The organism is Bacillus sp. PSXD-155, from assembly GCF_049310765.1.
Lineage (GTDB): Bacteria > Bacillota > Bacilli > Bacillales > Bacillaceae_G > Bacillus_A > Bacillus_A cereus.
The window spans coordinates 37,028-53,431 of record NZ_JBMOWC010000007.1; the positions used below are offsets into that span (position 1 = coordinate 37,028).

The following is a 16,404-nucleotide window of genomic DNA, read 5'->3' on the forward strand; positions in this document are numbered from 1 at the left end:
TGAAGAAAATCCCCTTAAGCAATTAAGGGGATTTTTTTATTCCTTTAAACTAATCGCAAAAGATCCATCCGTTTCTTGAACAGAAGCGAAAGCAACGTTTTTAATATTTGTAATTCCTTTTTCTTTTAATTCTTTATATAACCATTTTTCATCTTTATGGATTAACTTTAAGTTATCGTATTGAATTTGTGAATCGACGATAAGTGCAATTGGTAATCCAGCATACTTAACATCTATGTTTAAATCTTTTGGAGTTAATGGTACAAGTTCTCTTTTTGGTAAAATACTAATAGCTCCGTTCGCTTCTAAAATGGCGTATTCAATTTCATGAACACTCGGATATCCTGCAACGCGAAGATTAGAAAGTAGTTCGGCAATGGGATATCTACTTTTTTGTAAGTTCTCAAAAATAATATCACCATGTTTAATTAAAATGATAGGGTGTCCGAGAATAAAACGATTTAGTTTGTTGAATAGGCTTAATTTTGTAAGGAGTAAATGTAAACATGTAATAACAACCATACCGAGAAATGCTTGTAAAGCACCAGAGACGGGTATGGCCTGGAAAGCTAAATAAGATAAAAAGATTATAGCCCCAAAATCATGAGGAGTTAGTTGTGCTAACGCGGATTTACCGAGTAACTTAAGCGATAGTAAAAATAAGATGAAAAAGAACGACACGTTACATAAAAAGAGAAGCAATAGAGACACTCCTTGGTGTAAAGTTGTACTTACTATTCCCGAAAGTAATATAAATATTACCTTTCAGAGGATAATTTAGGGTTTATTGGAATTTGTCTGTATACAAACAAATAAATGGATATTATCATGAAGGAAGTAAAAGAAAATAGGAGTATATGAGTATGAGAAAGAAGAAAATAATAAAGTGTATTTTAGTTGTTATAATGATTTGCGCCGTATATGCGGGGTTTTTACAATATCACATTTATAAGCATGGACATATGAATGCAAGTGACGATGCTGAGTACATAATTGTACTAGGATCGAAAGTAAATGGAACGAAACCATCTTATTCATTGCAATATCGTATTGATAAAGCAGCTGAATATTTAAAATCACATGAGAAAACAATCGCTATCGTATCTGGAGGACAAGGAAAAGGTGAAGACATTTCAGAAGCATTAGCAATGAAACAAGGACTAATAAAACAAAACATCGCAGAAGACCGTATTATAATGGAGGACAAATCTACGAGTACAGATGAGAATATTACATTCTCAAAACCGTTAATTCCAGCCGATATGAAAAAAGGTATAATCGTAACAAACGATTTTCATATGTTTAGAGCGAAAAAAATAGCTGCCAAACAAGGTTTACAATTAGAAGGTCTTCCGGCAAAAACACCGAAACCAATCATCATTCCATCGAATGTACGAGAATATTTAGCCATTACACAGTATTGGTTTATGAATCGAATATAGTGAAAGTGATCCCGTCTGAAACTTCAGACGGGATTTAATTTGAGGAAAATCTTACAAATATGTCACGTTAGTGAAAGGTAAAGCGATAGTTTCTAGAATGATTTCCTGACATAATGAAAGTAACAAAAACTATTTAGAGGTGAATCGGATGAAAGGAAATAATATTTTATCTTCGTTATGTTACTTTAGTATCTTTTTTGCACCATTTTTACTACCAATTATCGTGTACTTTGTTGCAGAAGATGAAGTGAAGTATCATGCGAAAAAAGCATTTTGGTCACATGTTTTCCCATACGCAATCTTATTTGGAGGACTAGCAGTATCAGGAATGTACGGTTTAGGTTTCAATCAATCTGACGGTGCTGGAATTGGAATGATTATCACATATGCAGTGTTCATTCTTGTAGGAATGTACTACTTCATTTGGAATATCGTAAAAGGTATTAAAGTTTTGAAAACGGCGTAATAAGACAAGAAAAAATTTCATTTAAATTACCATTAATATAATTTCATTTACCGTATTCATAGACGTTTTAAAAAAGAGCAATTCAAAAAGAATTGCTCTTTTTGTGCTTATAAGTTGTGAATATTGAAAAAGATGTGTTAATTTTTCATTATGAAGAGAAAAAGGAGTGATTTTCATGAATGAGATAATACATAAGATAGAGCAACACGTTTCAGTTCGTAAATATAAAGAAGAATCAATTCCGAAAGATGTAGTAGAAAAAATGGTGCACGCTGCACAGCATGCGGCTTCATCACATTTTGTACAGGCGTATTCTGTCATATATGTAACAAATCAGGAATTAAAGGCTAAATTAGCAGAGTTATCCGGAAATCGCCATGTGAAAGACTGCGCAGCATTCTTTGTTTGTTGTGCAGATTTAAAACGACTTGAAATTGCATGTGAAAAACATGGTACAGAGATAAAGCATGAAGGGGTGGAAGACTTTATCGTTGCGACGGTAGATGCTTCACTTTTTGCGCAAAACTTAGCGTTAGCAGCAGAGTCATTAGGATACGGTATTTGTTATATTGGTGGTATTCGTAATAATCCGAGAGAAGTGAGCGAATTGCTTCATTTACCAAATAAAGTATATCCTGTATTCGGAATGACAGTCGGTGTACCAGATGAAGAACATGGAGTTAAACCACGCTTACCGGTAGCAGCGGTTCTTCATGAAAATGGATATGATGAAAAGAAATATGATGAATTATTAAATGAATATGATGAAACGATGAACTCGTATTACAAAGAAAGATCATCAAACAAGAAAAGCGTAACATGGACGGAATCAATGAGTTCGTTTATGTCTAAAGAAAAAAGAATGCATATGAAAGAGTTTTTAAGTGAAAAAGGATTAAATAAGAAGTGAGTAAAGAGGCAAACCTGTGATGTGGGTTTGCCTTTTTTGAAAGGAGAAATACCTAAGGCCAGAAAGTTGTTTTTTCTTTCTGAACTTAGGTATTTTGTTTGTTATCATATACATAGAAATAAAAATTAATAAATTTTTACAAAAGTGATAGAAAATGAGAATGAAATACCAATAGTAAGTAAAGGCAGCTGCTAAAGGGGTACTGAGGAAGGAACATGCATATGATTTTCGATTCTGAAGAGGATTTAATTATAGCTATGAAAAAGCATGATCAAGATGCTTTGAAAGAAGTGATTGATCAATATGGAAAATTAATTTTGTACATTATTCATAAATCATTAAGTACCCCTACTGAAAAACAATATGTGGATGATTGTTATAACGATGTATTTACTGTTATTTGGTTTAATATCGACCAATTTGATACAGAAAAGGGAAACTTAAAATCTTGGATGATTGGTATTACTAAATTGAAGGCATTGGAATATAAAAAGAAAGTATATAAAGAGAATAAAATCGATAAGGACGTAGAAATAGATACAAGTGTCCATGATAGGTATGAAATAGAACAAGAAGAAGAGATTATGGAAATTGTTCAAGATTTAAATAAGAAAGATCGATATATCTTTTTAAAGAGGTATATTGATGGATATTCCATTGACGATATTGCAAAAGAATTAAAAGTAACGGCGGATTATATATACAATCGAATTTCTCGTGGGAAGAAAAAACTTCAAAAACTGTGGAAAAGGAGTGTGTAATATGGATAAAAGATTATTATCGATGTTAAATGAGCTCCAATATTCAGAAGAAGAAATTACACGTTTAGAGAAAGAAGCGAATGAATCTATAAATATAGATAAGTATTATGTGAAAAACGGGGAGTTATTGAAGAAATTAACGGTGCAAATGTTGGAAGAATCAGTTCGGAAAGAGTTGCAAGAAGGAGAGGAAATACAATGTGAAATATTAGTGGAAGAAGGAAGTCTTGTAAATTCTAAAGTTATACCTAATATATTAACCACAGGTGCTACATTTTATTATTACATTGTTTTAACTAATACAAAGTTACAAATTATAGCGTTAGATTGTTATTTTAAAAAGTTAAATGAATACAGTGTATTAGTAAACTCAATTCAAGCAGTTTCGCAACATAAAAAAATGAAAAATGTATATGGAATTAAAATAAATAACAATTATATACAATTAGGAAGTAAAGAGTATAATCAAGAATTAACAGTTTTAATTGGAAAGCTAAAACAATGTGGAGTGAAAGAAGAGAGATATAAAGATTTCGAAAAAAGTTGGATGATTTTTTTCAATGTGTTTGTAATAGCGATAGCTGGGCTTCTAGTTTTAAAATATTTAATGTGAAAATAAAAAGCGGCATAATAGCCGCTTTTTATCGTTTGGTTAGTATTTTATTTATGATTTTGTATTTTGAAAAACTTACTTATAATAAATGCAAACTTTCAATAAGAAGATACATACCCGTGCAACTTAAAAGGATGTACGTAAATATTTTGAAAATTCGTTGATTAAGCCATTTGAAAATAATTTGCCCTATATACAAACCTAGAAATACGATTGGAATAGCGTAAAAACTTGATTCCCAAATTGTTTTGTTTGTGCCAGTAAAGAGTATTTGAGTTAGTAGGCTAATGAAATATATAAATAGATAAAAAGCTAAAGTAGTTGCTCTCAATTTCTCTTTTTTCGTATCAGTTCCTGTAAAGTAAAGTAACAGGGGTGGTCCTGGCATACCGATACTTGTCGTTAAAAGACCGGATAATCCGCCCACTAAGAAATCTCTAGATTTTGTTGATTTAATCTTAAAGTTGCATATTAGCATCAACGTTAATAGTAAAAGCAGGATGCTAATTGCTAATTTAAAAGTGTTGATGTTAATGGAAGTGAAAATGAAAATGCCAAAAGGAACACCAACTATACTTCCGAAAATTAATCTTTTCAGTAGTATAAAATCAATATCTATTCTTATTTTCCAAATGAGTGATATGGAAATAATTAATGATAAAATGATATTTATTTGTATAGCTTCTTGTGGTAGAAATAACATGAGTAAGAAAGGTGTTGCCATAATAGAAAAGCCAAAACCTGTACTTGTTTGTAAAATAGAAGCTACTAATATAATACATATGAAAATGAATATAATTTCCAAAATAGCCCCCCTACATAATCAAATTTAATAAATATTTTAACATAAAGTGAAACTTTAATCAGTGGGAGGCTTACTGCACGGCAAATAGCCGCTTTTTATGTTGCATTTAATATTCTAATGATGATCCTGTAGTTTTAAAGTATTTTTCTCGTGAAGGAGTCATTACCCGGATTGCTAATAAACAGGAAAGGAAAAGAATGAGTAACGAGCTACTTATTACAGTAAATTGAACGGAAAGAAATTGTGCGGATGCCCCAATTGCTAAAACGAAAAAGATTTGGATGAAATTTTTTATGGAATCAAACACGCTATCGATACGTCCTATCATATATATAGGGATGTTATTTTGATAAAATGTTATAAAGCCAGTACCAGCAAATGATGAAGAAATACCAAGTAAAATGAAACCACCTGCTGCGACTATAAATGAATTTGAAAAGGCGAAAATTACATAGCCTATTGCTGTGAAAATCATACCTAATCCGATACAATGTTGAATTGGTAATCGTTTGGCAAAGAGAGAGACGAGAAATGAACCGGAAACGTAAGCAGCGCCAGTTATACTAACAAGCATACTGTATTCTATATCGGTTAAAAACAGTACTTGCCTCGTAAAAACAACTTCTTGTGAATCGAGTGCCATAGAAACAAGCATAGTCGCTTGAAATAAAACGAATATGAGAATAATGTACGTTTCTGTTCGAGCGAACGAAAAAACTTGTTTCCAATCACTTCGTAATGTTTGTACAAAAGTATTTGCAACTTCTTCGTTTTGCTTTGTTTGTAATGTAATGTTTGGCAAGAAGTAAATGAGAATGGTAGAAAGTAGAAATGAAAGTGAGTTGCAGTAAATAACAAAGGCTGCTGAGTACGTGGTGAGAAGTATTCCAGCAAGAGCTGGACCGATAATAAAAGCCCCGTTTGTACATAGGCTATTCCATGCATTAAATTGAGCGCGCTCTTCAGCTCGTATGAGCATTGTTTTATAAGTAAATGAAGCTGGATCGAAAAATGATGTAGCGATGCGAGTTAAAAAGATGAACATATAAATGGCCCAAATAGAATCAAATAATGGAATACAGCCAATGAGAGCTGCTCGAATTATATCTGTGATGAGCATAATGGACCGTTTGTTTAATCGATCTACTATACTACCAGACCATATTTTTGTAACAACAGTGGCGATTGGACCAACAATCCATAATCCTGCTACAGCAGCAGGTGAGTTTGTGCTATTTAACACCATTAAGTTTAGAGCGATGAGATACATAAAATCACCTAAACGAGAAATTCCTGTTCCCGACAATAATAATAATTTATTTTTCATGAATAAATGGTCCTTTCTTTCATTGTTTTTTAATCCTGCAGGAAATAGCGTATTCCTCTTCAGAGTTTGATTGACGAGCGGTTTTGTTTTCCCAGCGTAATAAAACTTGTGTAATCTCCCAAGTAAGCTGTTGTAATTCCTCTGGAGTTAAAAATAAATGAGATACAATATGACTACCTGTATTCGTTCCTTCTGTGCCGCTTTCTTCAATATAGAAATGAGCAGCTTTTGCTTTATAATATTTTTCAATAATCCCTCGTTTTTCCTTCGTTTCTACTAATTCAAGCAACCCTCCATCATATAAAATTTGAACGTGATAATGTACGCTTCCAGCAGATTTATTTAGTTTAGTAGCAACTTGTTTTGCAGTAAGTGCTTCATCTTTTAAAAGGTGAAGAATTTGAATGCGAGTTGCATTGGAAATGAGCTTCTGCTGCTCAGCTGAAATAGTAAGTCTATCGTCAAACATTATGGCACCCCTTTTCTTATAATCTAAATTTATTGTACATTCTAAAAAATTAGAACGTAAGGAAAATAAATCGTCTTTTTCCTCTTTATTTCGACATAAATAAAAATAGCATGTTTATAAACATGCTATTAAGTAGAAGGAGATTCTTCATTAAATTCCCCGCGATAAAATAAAAACAGCCATATAAAACTTACAAAAATACAACATATAGCTAATAAACTGCCAATCATTTGAGGAGAAAGAATTTCTAACAGCCCTCCTGTAAAAAACATCGATAACTGAATAAGAGATCCGTAAATAGAATAATGGAATGAAAAAACTTTACCTATCATATTTTCGTGTGTGTAAGTTTGAAGTAATGTCGTATCAAGTGGAACGATGATTCCTCCTGCTATACGCATACAGAATAAAGTAATGATACCGATAATAAGTTGATCGGATAGAATGAATCCGAGAAAGAAAATTCCTTGTAATAAGTAGGCCCAACCGAATACTTTTTTCATTTTTTCTTTATTATGGGATATATAAAGATTAACGAGAAGGCTTCCTATCATAAGTCCAGCCCCTTGAACCGTATATAAAATCCTAATGTTTGTATGGAAAATTTTTCCGGCATAGATCGTTAGAAGTAGTTGATAAGCGCCTCCAATAATCCCCCATGAAATGCCGACAAGAATTAATGTTAAAATGATTTTTGTTTGTAATATGTATGTATAACCACCTTTTATATCAGTGAAAAATGCATTGTTCTTGTTACAAGTATCATGAGCAGGAATACTCATATTATAAATAAAATAGGCTGAAAGAAAGTATGATAGGCTATTTACTAAAAAAGCGAACTCAATATGTAAAGATTGTGCAATTACTCCGCCCAAAGAAGCCCCCATGATAGACATAAAACCATTAATTGTACTAGAAAGAGAGTTAGCAGTTACGAAATGATTTTGGTGTACGATATTTTTTAGGGTTGCTTGTTTAGCCGGTTCAAATAAACAAGCAAGTACAGATAAACATATATTAGCAATGAAAATAATCTCAATTTTATAGCCTGCGAGTAAGTATGTAAGGACTAGAATTCCCCGTGTAATATCGGTAAAAATCATAATATTCTTTTTAGAGAAACGATCTACAATTCCGCCTATGAATGGACTAAGAAGAAGCTGTGGTAAACCTTTACTTATAAAAGTAAGTGCGATTATAAACGGCGATTCCGTTATGCTGTAGACAAATGTTAATAAAGCTACCGTATGGAACCAATCCCCAAGTACACTTAATGTTTGCCCATAAAATAGTTTATTGAAGTTTTTATTTGTTTTAAGAAGTGTGGAATAAGAAACGGACATAAATAGATTATTCCTTATGTAATGACGATGTTTGAATTTGTTCTTTCCACTCACTCAAATACACTTTTTCCGCTGTAGGAAGTCCAACAGGTAATTGTGCAATCAATTCTAAACTATTTCCATCAGGGTCGTTAAAGTATACGGCTGCATGTGCTAATTCCGGAAAAACAATCGGTTCAATTGGTTCCATTCCAAAGTCTTTTCGTGCTGAAATTCCTTTTTGATTTAGCCAATGAATCGCATTTTCTAAATCATGTAAACTTACTTGAAAGGCGATATGTCGTAAAGAGGGGTGATAATTCACTTTGTATTCTGTGCCTTCCCAAAGGCCGAGCCAGCTCTCATTTTCTTTAATCCAAAAGAAAGCAATATTATCTCCTCTTTTATATAATTTTAGCCCTAGTGATTCATAGAAAGGTATTGATACTTTTAAGTTGCGGACAGGTAAATGTGCTTCGTAAAGACCTCTAATCATTGTAATCCCCCTTAGTAAAAATGTTTCTTATTCCATAGTAAACAATATGTTGCTAGTTGAAATCGCAAATAAGAGGGATATAAATTCATACGAAAGTATGAAAAAAACAGCTCAAATATGAGCTGTTTTTCTATAGTTTTTAGTTCATTTGTCAAGGATAGGATATATTAATATCCGTATCCGCCGCCACCCCAACAGCTACATCCGATGATGATTAGAAGGATGAATAGTACGATAAGCAAAGCAAATCCACCGCCGAAACCAGCGCAACTTCCACCATAACTCATATGTTTTCCTCCTTTTTAGTAAGTTAATCTATATGGTTCATGGACTACTATATACAGTATGTTTTTTGTATAGAAAACGAGCCAGTCTCATTTATAATTAGACAAATGCCTGTAGATTCATTAGGATTGTATGTTAGTGATTTGTAAATAAACCTTTACATGATTCGTAATTTAGGCATAGAAAAATAAAAAATTGTAAAAAAAACCATTTTTTTATTTTTTTATGAGAGAATATGTACTATAATTTTACAAGTAATATTATGGGAAAAGGGAGTTTTAGTATAGAGATGGAGATGGGACAATTACAAAATAAAATAGAAAACAAAAAGAAAGAATTAATTCAACTTGTTGCGAGACACGGATTGGATCATGATAAAGTTTTGTTATTTAGTCGTGATTTAGATATACTAATTAATAAGTTTATGAATATAAAAGACAAAGTGCATAAATAAAAAATTTATAGTTTTTTATATTAAGATGTTTCACAGAAAGGAGAGGACAGTAATTGGAACATTTACAGGAAGAATTGTATAAACAAATAAAAGAAGAAAAAGGTACAGTTACAATTTTCTTAAAGAGTGGCGTTAGAATAGTAGGAGAAGTTGTTGGAGTAGATAAATTTACAGTTTTAATTTTAGTGGATGGAAAACAACAGCTTATTTATAAGCGGGCTATATCAACAATAATGAAATAAGACACTCTTGTTGAGTGTCTTATTTCATTATTGCTTGCATGCCCCAACATCAATGCCGGCAGCAATTAACTTCTTTTCTCCATCTTGTTCAATAATTTTTTGTAATTTAGATAGGAAAGAATCAAAGTTTGTATGCTTTGCTACTTGGAATGTCATTTTATGTTCAATTGGTAGCCACGTATCAATATCAGCTTCGTTATGCTGGATTTTCACCTCAAGTTTATCGAGTGCATTAGCAACTTTTGCTTCGTACGTTTCTTTTGCTTCAAACTCCATCCATAAGTCATATAATTCCTCACCGAGAGAACCTGTTAACGTTTGTTTAATATTTAAAATAGCTTCTAGTTCATTTTTTTGTTTTTGTAGCTGTAATTCGTGACTATTCATCGTATCAAATGCAGGGATATCACCAGCTTCGGCTTCGACTAGGTCGTGAATAATAACCATTTTAAGTAATTTCTCAATATTTACTTTTTGATCCAAATAAGGTTCAACTAAAATGGCCATTAGAGACATACGCCATGTATGTTCGGCAACACTTTCTTGACGCCCGTTGGAAAGCCAGCTATGTCGCATTTCATATTTTAGTTTTTCTGCTAATGCAATGACTTGTAAAATGTTGTGTTCCATCGTGAGCCTCCTCATGTTTTTATACCATAATTCTAATATAGAAATGAAATGTGTCAATTTCATGAGTATATTGCGATAAACAGATGGTAAGCGTATAATACATGTTATATGTGAAAACGTATTATTAAAATAAAAAAATGTTATATGAAAATGGAAAGGAAAGGGCAGAAATATGGGAGAAAAAAATCAAGTATTAGCTAGACCACAAAGAAGAAAAAGGAAGTTTGATATTTCTAGCCCAGTGGGCATTATAGTAGGTTTCATCATAGTGATAGCGGCGATTATGCTTGGCGGCGGTGGAATAAAAGCTTTCAAAAACTTTTTAGATATTTCATCTATTTTAATTGTCATAGGGGGAACAACAGCGACAATTGTTGTGGCATATCGATTTGGAGAAATAAAAAAATATACGAAAAGTATTTTCACTGTTTTACATAGAAGAGAAGAAGATTTAGAACAGTTAACGAATTTGTTTGTTGATTTTTCGAAAAAGTCTAAAAAGAACGGCTTGCTTTCTTTAGAGGTTGATGGAGAGCAAGTAGACAATCCTTTTATTCAAAAAGGAATTCGATTAATGTTAAGCGGTTACGATGAAGATGAATTAAAAGAAGTGTTATTGAAAGATATTGAAACGGAAGTGTATGAGTTAAGAAAAGGAGCGGCATTATTAGATAAAATTGGTGATTTTGCTCCAGCTTGGGGAATGATTGGTACGTTAATCGGTCTTATCATTATGCTCCAAAACTTACAAGATACATCGCAAATTGGTACAGGGATGGCAGTTGCGATGTTAACGACATTATATGGGTCTGTACTTGCGAATATGATTGCAATCCCTCTGTCGGAAAAAGTATACCGTGGTATTGAAGATTTATATACAGAGAAGAAGTTTGTAATAGAAGCAATTTCAGAATTGTATCGCGGACAAATCCCTTCTAAATTAAAGTTGAAACTGGATACATACGTATACGAAACAAAGGTAAAAAAGGTAAAAGGAGCAGCCTAATATTTCAAGGAGTGGTATGATGAGTAAAGGACCGCAAAAGGGATCGCCTCGTTGGATGACGACTTTTACAGATTTAACGATGTTATTATTAACTTTCTTCGTATTACTAGTTGCTACATCAAAGCAAGATGCAGTAAAATTGTCAAAGATGCTTGAAAAGTTTAGTGATACGGGGCAAGTAGATGCAAAAGTAATGGAAAATACAATACCAGATATTTCACATGAAAAAAATGATGAAAAAATGATCTCAAAAAAGAGAATGGATGAATTATATAAGAAGTTGAAAGCGTATGTAGATAATAACGGTATTAGTCAAGTGAATGTATATCGAGAGGATACAGGGGTAAGCGTCGTTATAGTAGATAATTTAATATTTGATACAGGCGATGCGAACGTTAAGCCCGAAGCGAAAGGGATAATAAGTCAATTAGTTGGATTTTTTCAATCCGTACCTAACCCAATTGTTGTAGAGGGACATACAGATAGTAGACCTATTCATAACGAGAAATTCCCTTCTAATTGGGAGTTATCTTCAGCACGAGCGGCAAATATGATTCACCATTTAATTGAAGTGTATAATGTGGATGATAAAAGGCTAGCTGCGGTAGGATATGCAGACACAAAGCCAATTGTACCAAATGATTCACCGCAAAACTGGGAAAAAAACCGTCGCGTTGTTATTTATATAAAAGAGTAGTATATTATTATTTTAATAATAAAATAATAAAAATACGAAAATTCTTTTAAAAAAATATTAAATTTTATCATTTTATTTTGTATAATGAGTGAGAATGATAAGGTGAAATATTAAGATATATTTATACATAGAAGGAGAGAATTAAAAAGAATGGCACATAAAATTTTAGTAGTAGACGATGCGATGTTTATGCGAACGATGATTAAAAACTTATTAAAAAGTAATGCTGAATTTGAAGTTATCGGCGAAGCAGAGAATGGGGTAGAAGCAATTCAAAAGTATAAAGAACTTCAACCTGATATTGTAACATTAGATATTACTATGCCAGAAATGGACGGGCTTGAAGCATTAAAAGAAATTATTAAAATTGATTCAAGTGCAAAGGTTGTTATTTGTTCTGCAATGGGACAACAAGGTATGGTATTAGATGCAATTAAGGGCGGGGCAAAAGACTTTATTGTAAAGCCATTCCAAGCGGATCGTGTAATTGAAGCTTTAACAAAAGTAGCAAATAGTTAATATAGAAGGGGTGCCACAAGGAATCAAAACAGTGATAGCGGATCGACGTGTGGCCCCCTTTTTTCTCATTATAAAACACTAAATTGTTATACATGAATGAAATGTTTGTTAGACAGGTAGGGGATAAAAATGCAAACAGATCTATTAAATATATTTTTCGAAGAGTCAGAAGAACATTTACAGTCGCTAAATGAAAATGTGCTAGTGTTAGAGCAAAATCCTGCTGATATGGATGTTGTAGGAGAAATATTCCGCTCCGCTCATACATTCAAAGGTATGTCTGCGAGTATGGAATTTACAGAGATGGCTGATTTAACGCATAAGATGGAAAATGTGTTAGATGAAATTCGTCATGGAAATATAGTTGTAAATGCGGATATTATTGATGTGATTTTTGAGTGCATTGATAATTTGGAGAAGATGGTTGCAGATGTGCAACAAGGTGGAATGGGCAATATTGATGTAGTGTCAACTAAACAGAAATTAGAAGCATTATTGAACGGCAATGTAGAAACTCCTAAGGAACATATAGAGCAAAATCATATAGACAACGATGATGCAGTTTCACATGAAGTGCATATAACAGTTGAACAGCAAGCAATTTTAAAAGCAGTACGTGCCATTATGTGTATTGAAGCATTGCAGAATGTAGGGAATATACAAAAAACAGCTCCGAGTATTGAAGAAATTGAAGCAGATGCTTTCGGATTTGAATTTACAGTATTTATGGATACTGATTGTAGTATAGAAGAATTGAAACAAGTAGTACTTCATGTTTCTGAAATTGAGAAAGTGGAAGTAAAGCAAGGAGAACCTATATCGAGGGAAGTAGCTTCTAAAAAAGTCGTGACACAAGAAGTTGTGCAAGTAGAAGAAAAGCTACAACCTGCTGTGGTTACGCAAGTAAAATCACCGATAGAGGCAACGAATCAACCTTCAAGTACTATGCCAGCTAAAAGTACTACAAAAACGAAAAATGCTAAAGTGGAGAATCGTTCAATTCGTGTTCAATTAGAGAAAATCGAAAGATTAATGAATATGTTTGAAGAAAGTGTAATTGAACGTGGGCGCATTGATGAATTGGCTCAAATAATTCAAAACAAGGAGCTAATTGAACATTTAAATCGATTAGGCGATATTTCAAAAGATATTCAAAATGTACTATTAAATATGCGTATGGTGCCGATTGAAACTGTGTTCAATCGTTTCCCGCGTATGGTACGTATGTTAGCGAAAGATTTAGGGAAAAAAATCGATTTACAAATTACAGGTGAAGATACTGAAGTAGATAAAATTGTTATTGATGAAATCGGCGATCCGCTCGTTCATTTAATTCGAAATGCAATCGATCACGGTGTTGAAACTGTTGAAAAACGACGTGATGCAGGTAAAAATGAGACAGGTACGATTAAATTAGAAGCCTTTCATAGTGGAAATCATGTCGTTATTCAAATTACGGATGATGGAAACGGTATTAATAAAGGGAAAGTATTAGAAAAAGCGATTAAAAATGGCGTTGTAACTGAAGCGGATGCGAATAGATTAACAGATCGTGAAGTGTTTGATCTTATTTTCCAACCGGGATTTAGTACAGCTGAAGTTGTATCAGATCTTTCTGGACGCGGTGTCGGATTAGATGTTGTAAAACATACGATTCATAGTTTAGGTGGACATTTAATTATTGATTCTGAGGAAGGAAAGGGAAGTACATTTAGAATTGAACTTCCATTAACGTTATCTATTATTCAATCTATGCTTGTTCAAACGAATGATAAGCGTTATGCTTTACCTCTTGGAAATATCGTTGAAGCAATTCGAATTAAGAGAGAAGACATCCAATCCTTACAAGGAAAAGATGTGTTAAATTATCGTAATCAAATTATTGAAGTGAAACATTTAAGTACTGTATTTGGTGAAAAAACAGTAGATGAGGCGTTTGCGTCATATGATGGTCAAATGGTTCCTGTGTTAATTGTTCGTAATACACATCGCAGCTATGGACTTATTGTAAACACAATTATCGGTCAAAGAGAAATAGTCTTAAAGTCATTAGGTGACTTCTTTGCAGAGAGTTCTAACTATTTCTCTGGTGCGACGATTCTCGGTGATGGACGAGTGGTCCTCATTTTAAACCCAGAAGGTTTATAATAGGAATGAAGGAAAGCTCCCCACTTGTATACAATTGGGGAGCTTTTTGGCTAATCGTTACTAATCTAATAATGGGAATACATACATATTAACGTTTTATATAATAAGTTTGCTAAAATCAAATGAGAGTTTATATTATTTGATAGAAAAACAGAAATGAGGAGGCAGGGAAAATGCCTGAGCAACACACAAAAGGGGATACGAGCACGATTGTGCTAGAAAAAGAAAATGAGCATTTAACGCCTCAAGAATGCGATATTCTTGGCGAAATTGCAAATATATCATTTGGTTCAGCTTCGACTGTATTATCAACGATTTTAAATAGGCAAGTAAGCATTACTGCTCCTCGCATAGAGTTGGTAGATTTATATGATTCAAGAGATGTCGAAGTTCCACATGTTGTATTAAACATTCATTTTACAAAAGGATTAGATATGGAAAACCTTCTTGTTCTTAAACAAGATGTTGCATTGTCCATTGCTGATTTAATGATGATGGGAACAGGTGAAGTGGAGGATGGAAAAGAACTTGGTGAATTAGAACTAAGTGCTGTACAAGAAGCGATGAATCAAATGATGGGATTCGCAGCTACATCTATGTCGGAATTCTTCCAAGATACAGTAGATATGTCTCCGCCGACGATTAATGTTGTAAAGTTATCAGAAGAAATGGAGAAAATCTCTGAAATCGATGGGAATCATACGATTGTTAAAGTGTCGTTTGATTTAAAGATAGATAATCTTGTAAACTCTAAACTTGTACAAATTGTTTCAGTTGAGCATGCGAAACAAATGGTAAATAAATTAATGCAATTATCTGGTGGAGTAGAAGAAAAAGACGAGCCAGCAGAAGTAGTGGAAACTGAGATTGTAGAAGAAGTTGAAAAAGAGCATTTAACACAAGAAGAGAAAGATGTGCTTGGTGAAATTGCAAATATTTCAATTGGTTCAGCTTCAACAGTATTGTCAACGCTTTTAAATCAGCCAGTTACAATTAGTACACCAAATGTGGAAGCAATCAATGTTCGTCATTATGATGGAGTACCAGTACCATTTGTTATTTTAAATGTCGACTTTGTTGAAGGGCTAAAGAATGAGAATGTATTCGTATTTACGAAAGATGTCGCCTTAACAATGGTAGATTTAATGATGATGGGAACAGGGGAAGTTGACCCAGAAAAAGAGCTTACTGAATTAGAACTGAGCGGTATTAAAGAAATTATGAACCAAATGATGGGTCATGCTGCTACGGCGATGTCAGAAATGTTTCAAGAAAAAATGGACATGACGCCGCCAAATGTTAAATTTGTAACGTTAAAAGAAGAAATGGAATATTTGGGAGAGTCAATGGAAGTGGACGAACTCGTTCAAATTACATTCAATCTTGAGATTGGCGATCTGCTTCAATCGAAAATGTATCAAATTTTGCCAATTTCTGAAGCGAAAGAAATGGTAAGGCGACTTCTGTATCCGATGGTGGAAGAAGAGGTTGTCACAGAAGAAATTGAAGAAGAAAAAATTGTAGAACCAGTTGTGCAACCTATTGAATTTAAAGAAGTAAAACAAATGGAACCAGTATATATGGACACGTCCATTCTACAAAATGTAGAAATGAACGTGAAATTTGTATTTGGAAGTACAGTGAAAACGATTCAAGATATATTAAGTTTACAAGAAAATGAAGCAGTTGTACTAGATGAGGATATTGATGAACCAATTCGTATTTATGTAAATGATGTATTAGTGGCGTATGGTGAACTTGTAAATGTAGATGGATTTTTCGGAGTAAAAGTGACGAAATCACTATAAGGCA

At 33.1% G+C, this 16,404-nt stretch carries 20 protein-coding genes; 12 read left to right on the top strand and 8 right to left on the bottom strand.

Annotation, left to right across the window (positions count from 1 at the left end):
• Positions 1-36: 36 nt before the first annotated feature.
• Positions 37-702 carry a DUF421 domain-containing protein gene (locus ACO6VI_RS09920; RefSeq protein WP_000923922.1) on the bottom strand — a complete coding sequence of 222 codons (666 nt, stop codon included), beginning with the start codon at positions 700-702 and terminating at the stop codon, positions 37-39.
• 161 nt (positions 703-863) lie between these two features.
• On the opposite strand from ACO6VI_RS09920, the gene ACO6VI_RS09925 reads away from it, so the two are divergent.
• The 5 genes from ACO6VI_RS09925 (at position 864) to ACO6VI_RS09945 (ending at position 4,192) form a co-directional block, all read left to right on the top strand.
• Entirely contained in the window at positions 864-1,442 is a 579-nt protein-coding gene (locus ACO6VI_RS09925) for a YdcF family protein (protein ID WP_161519762.1), read from the top strand.
• A 148-nt stretch (positions 1,443-1,590) separates the two neighbouring features.
• Positions 1,591-1,908, top strand: a complete 318-nt coding sequence (locus ACO6VI_RS09930) for a DUF4870 domain-containing protein (RefSeq protein WP_161519763.1) — start codon at positions 1,591-1,593, stop codon at positions 1,906-1,908.
• Positions 1,909-2,083: 175 nt separating this feature from the next.
• Positions 2,084-2,818 (top strand): oxygen-insensitive NADPH nitroreductase, encoded by a 735-nt coding sequence (gene nfsA, locus ACO6VI_RS09935; RefSeq protein WP_097919829.1) that lies wholly within the window; start codon positions 2,084-2,086, stop codon positions 2,816-2,818.
• Between the two features lie 215 nt (positions 2,819-3,033).
• Positions 3,034-3,579, top strand: a complete 546-nt coding sequence (locus tag ACO6VI_RS09940; protein ID WP_161519764.1) for a sigma-70 family RNA polymerase sigma factor — start codon at positions 3,034-3,036, stop codon at positions 3,577-3,579.
• Position 3,580: 1 nt separating this feature from the next.
• On the top strand, positions 3,581-4,192 hold the full coding sequence (locus ACO6VI_RS09945; RefSeq protein ID WP_098834533.1) for a flagellar motor switch protein FliG: 612 nt from the start codon (positions 3,581-3,583) through the stop codon (positions 4,190-4,192).
• Between the two features lie 79 nt (positions 4,193-4,271).
• On the opposite strand, the gene ACO6VI_RS09950 is transcribed toward ACO6VI_RS09945, so the two are convergent.
• The 6 genes from ACO6VI_RS09950 to ACO6VI_RS09975 form a co-directional block, all read right to left on the bottom strand.
• On the bottom strand, positions 4,272-4,997 hold the full coding sequence (locus tag ACO6VI_RS09950) for a sulfite exporter TauE/SafE family protein (protein ID WP_000402526.1): 726 nt from the start codon (positions 4,995-4,997) through the stop codon (positions 4,272-4,274).
• A 106-nt stretch (positions 4,998-5,103) separates the two neighbouring features.
• The gene (locus ACO6VI_RS09955) at positions 5,104-6,324 is read right to left on the bottom strand and encodes an MFS transporter (RefSeq protein WP_000791674.1); all 1,221 of its coding nucleotides are present in this window, start codon (positions 6,322-6,324) and stop codon (positions 5,104-5,106) included.
• Positions 6,325-6,343: 19 nt separating this feature from the next.
• Positions 6,344-6,793 (bottom strand): ArsR/SmtB family transcription factor, encoded by a 450-nt coding sequence (locus tag ACO6VI_RS09960; RefSeq protein ID WP_000459089.1) that lies wholly within the window; start codon positions 6,791-6,793, stop codon positions 6,344-6,346.
• Positions 6,794-6,921: 128 nt separating this feature from the next.
• Complete coding sequence (locus ACO6VI_RS09965; protein WP_161519765.1) at positions 6,922-8,136, bottom strand: MFS transporter; 1,215 nt, start codon at positions 8,134-8,136, stop codon at positions 6,922-6,924.
• A gap of 7 nt (positions 8,137-8,143) precedes the next feature.
• Positions 8,144-8,611: a VOC family protein gene (locus tag ACO6VI_RS09970; RefSeq protein ID WP_033696135.1), complete on the bottom strand. Its 468-nt coding sequence runs from the start codon at positions 8,609-8,611 to the stop codon at positions 8,144-8,146.
• Between the two features lie 167 nt (positions 8,612-8,778).
• Positions 8,779-8,898, bottom strand: a complete 120-nt coding sequence (locus tag ACO6VI_RS09975) for a YjcZ family sporulation protein (RefSeq protein WP_000120179.1) — start codon at positions 8,896-8,898, stop codon at positions 8,779-8,781.
• A 233-nt stretch (positions 8,899-9,131) separates the two neighbouring features.
• On the opposite strand from ACO6VI_RS09975, the gene ACO6VI_RS09980 reads away from it, so the two are divergent.
• Entirely contained in the window at positions 9,132-9,350 is a 219-nt protein-coding gene (locus tag ACO6VI_RS09980) for an aspartyl-phosphate phosphatase Spo0E family protein (RefSeq protein WP_000291691.1), read from the top strand.
• Between the two features lie 53 nt (positions 9,351-9,403).
• Positions 9,404-9,592, top strand: coding sequence for an RNA chaperone Hfq (gene hfq / locus ACO6VI_RS09985; RefSeq protein ID WP_081143588.1), 189 nt, complete (start codon positions 9,404-9,406; stop codon positions 9,590-9,592).
• 27 nt (positions 9,593-9,619) lie between these two features.
• Here the strand turns inward: hfq and ACO6VI_RS09990 are convergent, their stop codons facing one another.
• Entirely contained in the window at positions 9,620-10,222 is a 603-nt protein-coding gene (locus ACO6VI_RS09990; RefSeq protein WP_000400767.1) for an HD domain-containing protein, read from the bottom strand.
• Positions 10,223-10,394: 172 nt separating this feature from the next.
• Here ACO6VI_RS09990 and ACO6VI_RS09995 point away from each other — a divergent pair, with 172 nt between their 5' ends.
• The 5 genes from ACO6VI_RS09995 to ACO6VI_RS10015 all read left to right on the top strand — a co-directional run bounded on the left by ACO6VI_RS09995 (position 10,395) and on the right by ACO6VI_RS10015 (position 16,400).
• Positions 10,395-11,228 carry a MotA/TolQ/ExbB proton channel family protein gene (locus tag ACO6VI_RS09995; protein WP_000504188.1) on the top strand — a complete coding sequence of 278 codons (834 nt, stop codon included), beginning with the start codon at positions 10,395-10,397 and terminating at the stop codon, positions 11,226-11,228.
• A gap of 19 nt (positions 11,229-11,247) precedes the next feature.
• Positions 11,248-11,925 carry an OmpA family protein gene (locus ACO6VI_RS10000; protein WP_000033627.1) on the top strand — a complete coding sequence of 226 codons (678 nt, stop codon included), beginning with the start codon at positions 11,248-11,250 and terminating at the stop codon, positions 11,923-11,925.
• A gap of 150 nt (positions 11,926-12,075) precedes the next feature.
• Entirely contained in the window at positions 12,076-12,444 is a 369-nt protein-coding gene (locus ACO6VI_RS10005; protein ID WP_000940568.1) for a response regulator, read from the top strand.
• A gap of 129 nt (positions 12,445-12,573) precedes the next feature.
• Entirely contained in the window at positions 12,574-14,592 is a 2,019-nt protein-coding gene (locus tag ACO6VI_RS10010; protein ID WP_161519766.1) for a chemotaxis protein CheA, read from the top strand.
• 173 nt (positions 14,593-14,765) lie between these two features.
• Entirely contained in the window at positions 14,766-16,400 is a 1,635-nt protein-coding gene (locus ACO6VI_RS10015) for a flagellar motor switch protein (protein ID WP_097912285.1), read from the top strand.
• Positions 16,401-16,404: the final 4 nt, after the last annotated feature.

What these genes read in the sequence shown, in the direction of transcription:
- ACO6VI_RS09925 (WP_161519762.1), top strand. Translation starts at nt 864, where the DNA reads ATGAGAAAGAAGAAAATAATAAAGTGTATTTTAGTTGTTATAATGATT.
- ACO6VI_RS09930 (WP_161519763.1), top strand. Translation starts at nt 1,591, where the DNA reads ATGAAAGGAAATAATATTTTATCTTCGTTATGTTACTTTAGTATCTTT.
- nfsA (WP_097919829.1), top strand. Translation starts at nt 2,084, where the DNA reads ATGAATGAGATAATACATAAGATAGAGCAACACGTTTCAGTTCGTAAA.
- ACO6VI_RS09940 (WP_161519764.1), top strand. Translation starts at nt 3,034, where the DNA reads ATGCATATGATTTTCGATTCTGAAGAGGATTTAATTATAGCTATGAAA.
- ACO6VI_RS09945 (WP_098834533.1), top strand. Translation starts at nt 3,581, where the DNA reads ATGGATAAAAGATTATTATCGATGTTAAATGAGCTCCAATATTCAGAA.
- ACO6VI_RS09955 (WP_000791674.1), bottom strand. Translation starts at nt 6,324, where the DNA reads ATGAAAAATAAATTATTATTATTGTCGGGAACAGGAATTTCTCGTTTA.
- ACO6VI_RS09960 (WP_000459089.1), bottom strand. Translation starts at nt 6,793, where the DNA reads ATGTTTGACGATAGACTTACTATTTCAGCTGAGCAGCAGAAGCTCATT.
- ACO6VI_RS09965 (WP_161519765.1), bottom strand. Translation starts at nt 8,136, where the DNA reads ATGTCCGTTTCTTATTCCACACTTCTTAAAACAAATAAAAACTTCAAT.
- ACO6VI_RS09970 (WP_033696135.1), bottom strand. Translation starts at nt 8,611, where the DNA reads ATGATTAGAGGTCTTTACGAAGCACATTTACCTGTCCGCAACTTAAAA.
- ACO6VI_RS09975 (WP_000120179.1), bottom strand. Translation starts at nt 8,898, where the DNA reads ATGAGTTATGGTGGAAGTTGCGCTGGTTTCGGCGGTGGATTTGCTTTG.
- ACO6VI_RS09980 (WP_000291691.1), top strand. Translation starts at nt 9,132, where the DNA reads ATGTACTATAATTTTACAAGTAATATTATGGGAAAAGGGAGTTTTAGT.
- ACO6VI_RS09990 (WP_000400767.1), bottom strand. Translation starts at nt 10,222, where the DNA reads ATGGAACACAACATTTTACAAGTCATTGCATTAGCAGAAAAACTAAAA.
- ACO6VI_RS09995 (WP_000504188.1), top strand. Translation starts at nt 10,395, where the DNA reads ATGGGAGAAAAAAATCAAGTATTAGCTAGACCACAAAGAAGAAAAAGG.
- ACO6VI_RS10000 (WP_000033627.1), top strand. Translation starts at nt 11,248, where the DNA reads ATGAGTAAAGGACCGCAAAAGGGATCGCCTCGTTGGATGACGACTTTT.
- ACO6VI_RS10005 (WP_000940568.1), top strand. Translation starts at nt 12,076, where the DNA reads ATGGCACATAAAATTTTAGTAGTAGACGATGCGATGTTTATGCGAACG.
- ACO6VI_RS10010 (WP_161519766.1), top strand. Translation starts at nt 12,574, where the DNA reads ATGCAAACAGATCTATTAAATATATTTTTCGAAGAGTCAGAAGAACAT.
- ACO6VI_RS10015 (WP_097912285.1), top strand. Translation starts at nt 14,766, where the DNA reads ATGCCTGAGCAACACACAAAAGGGGATACGAGCACGATTGTGCTAGAA.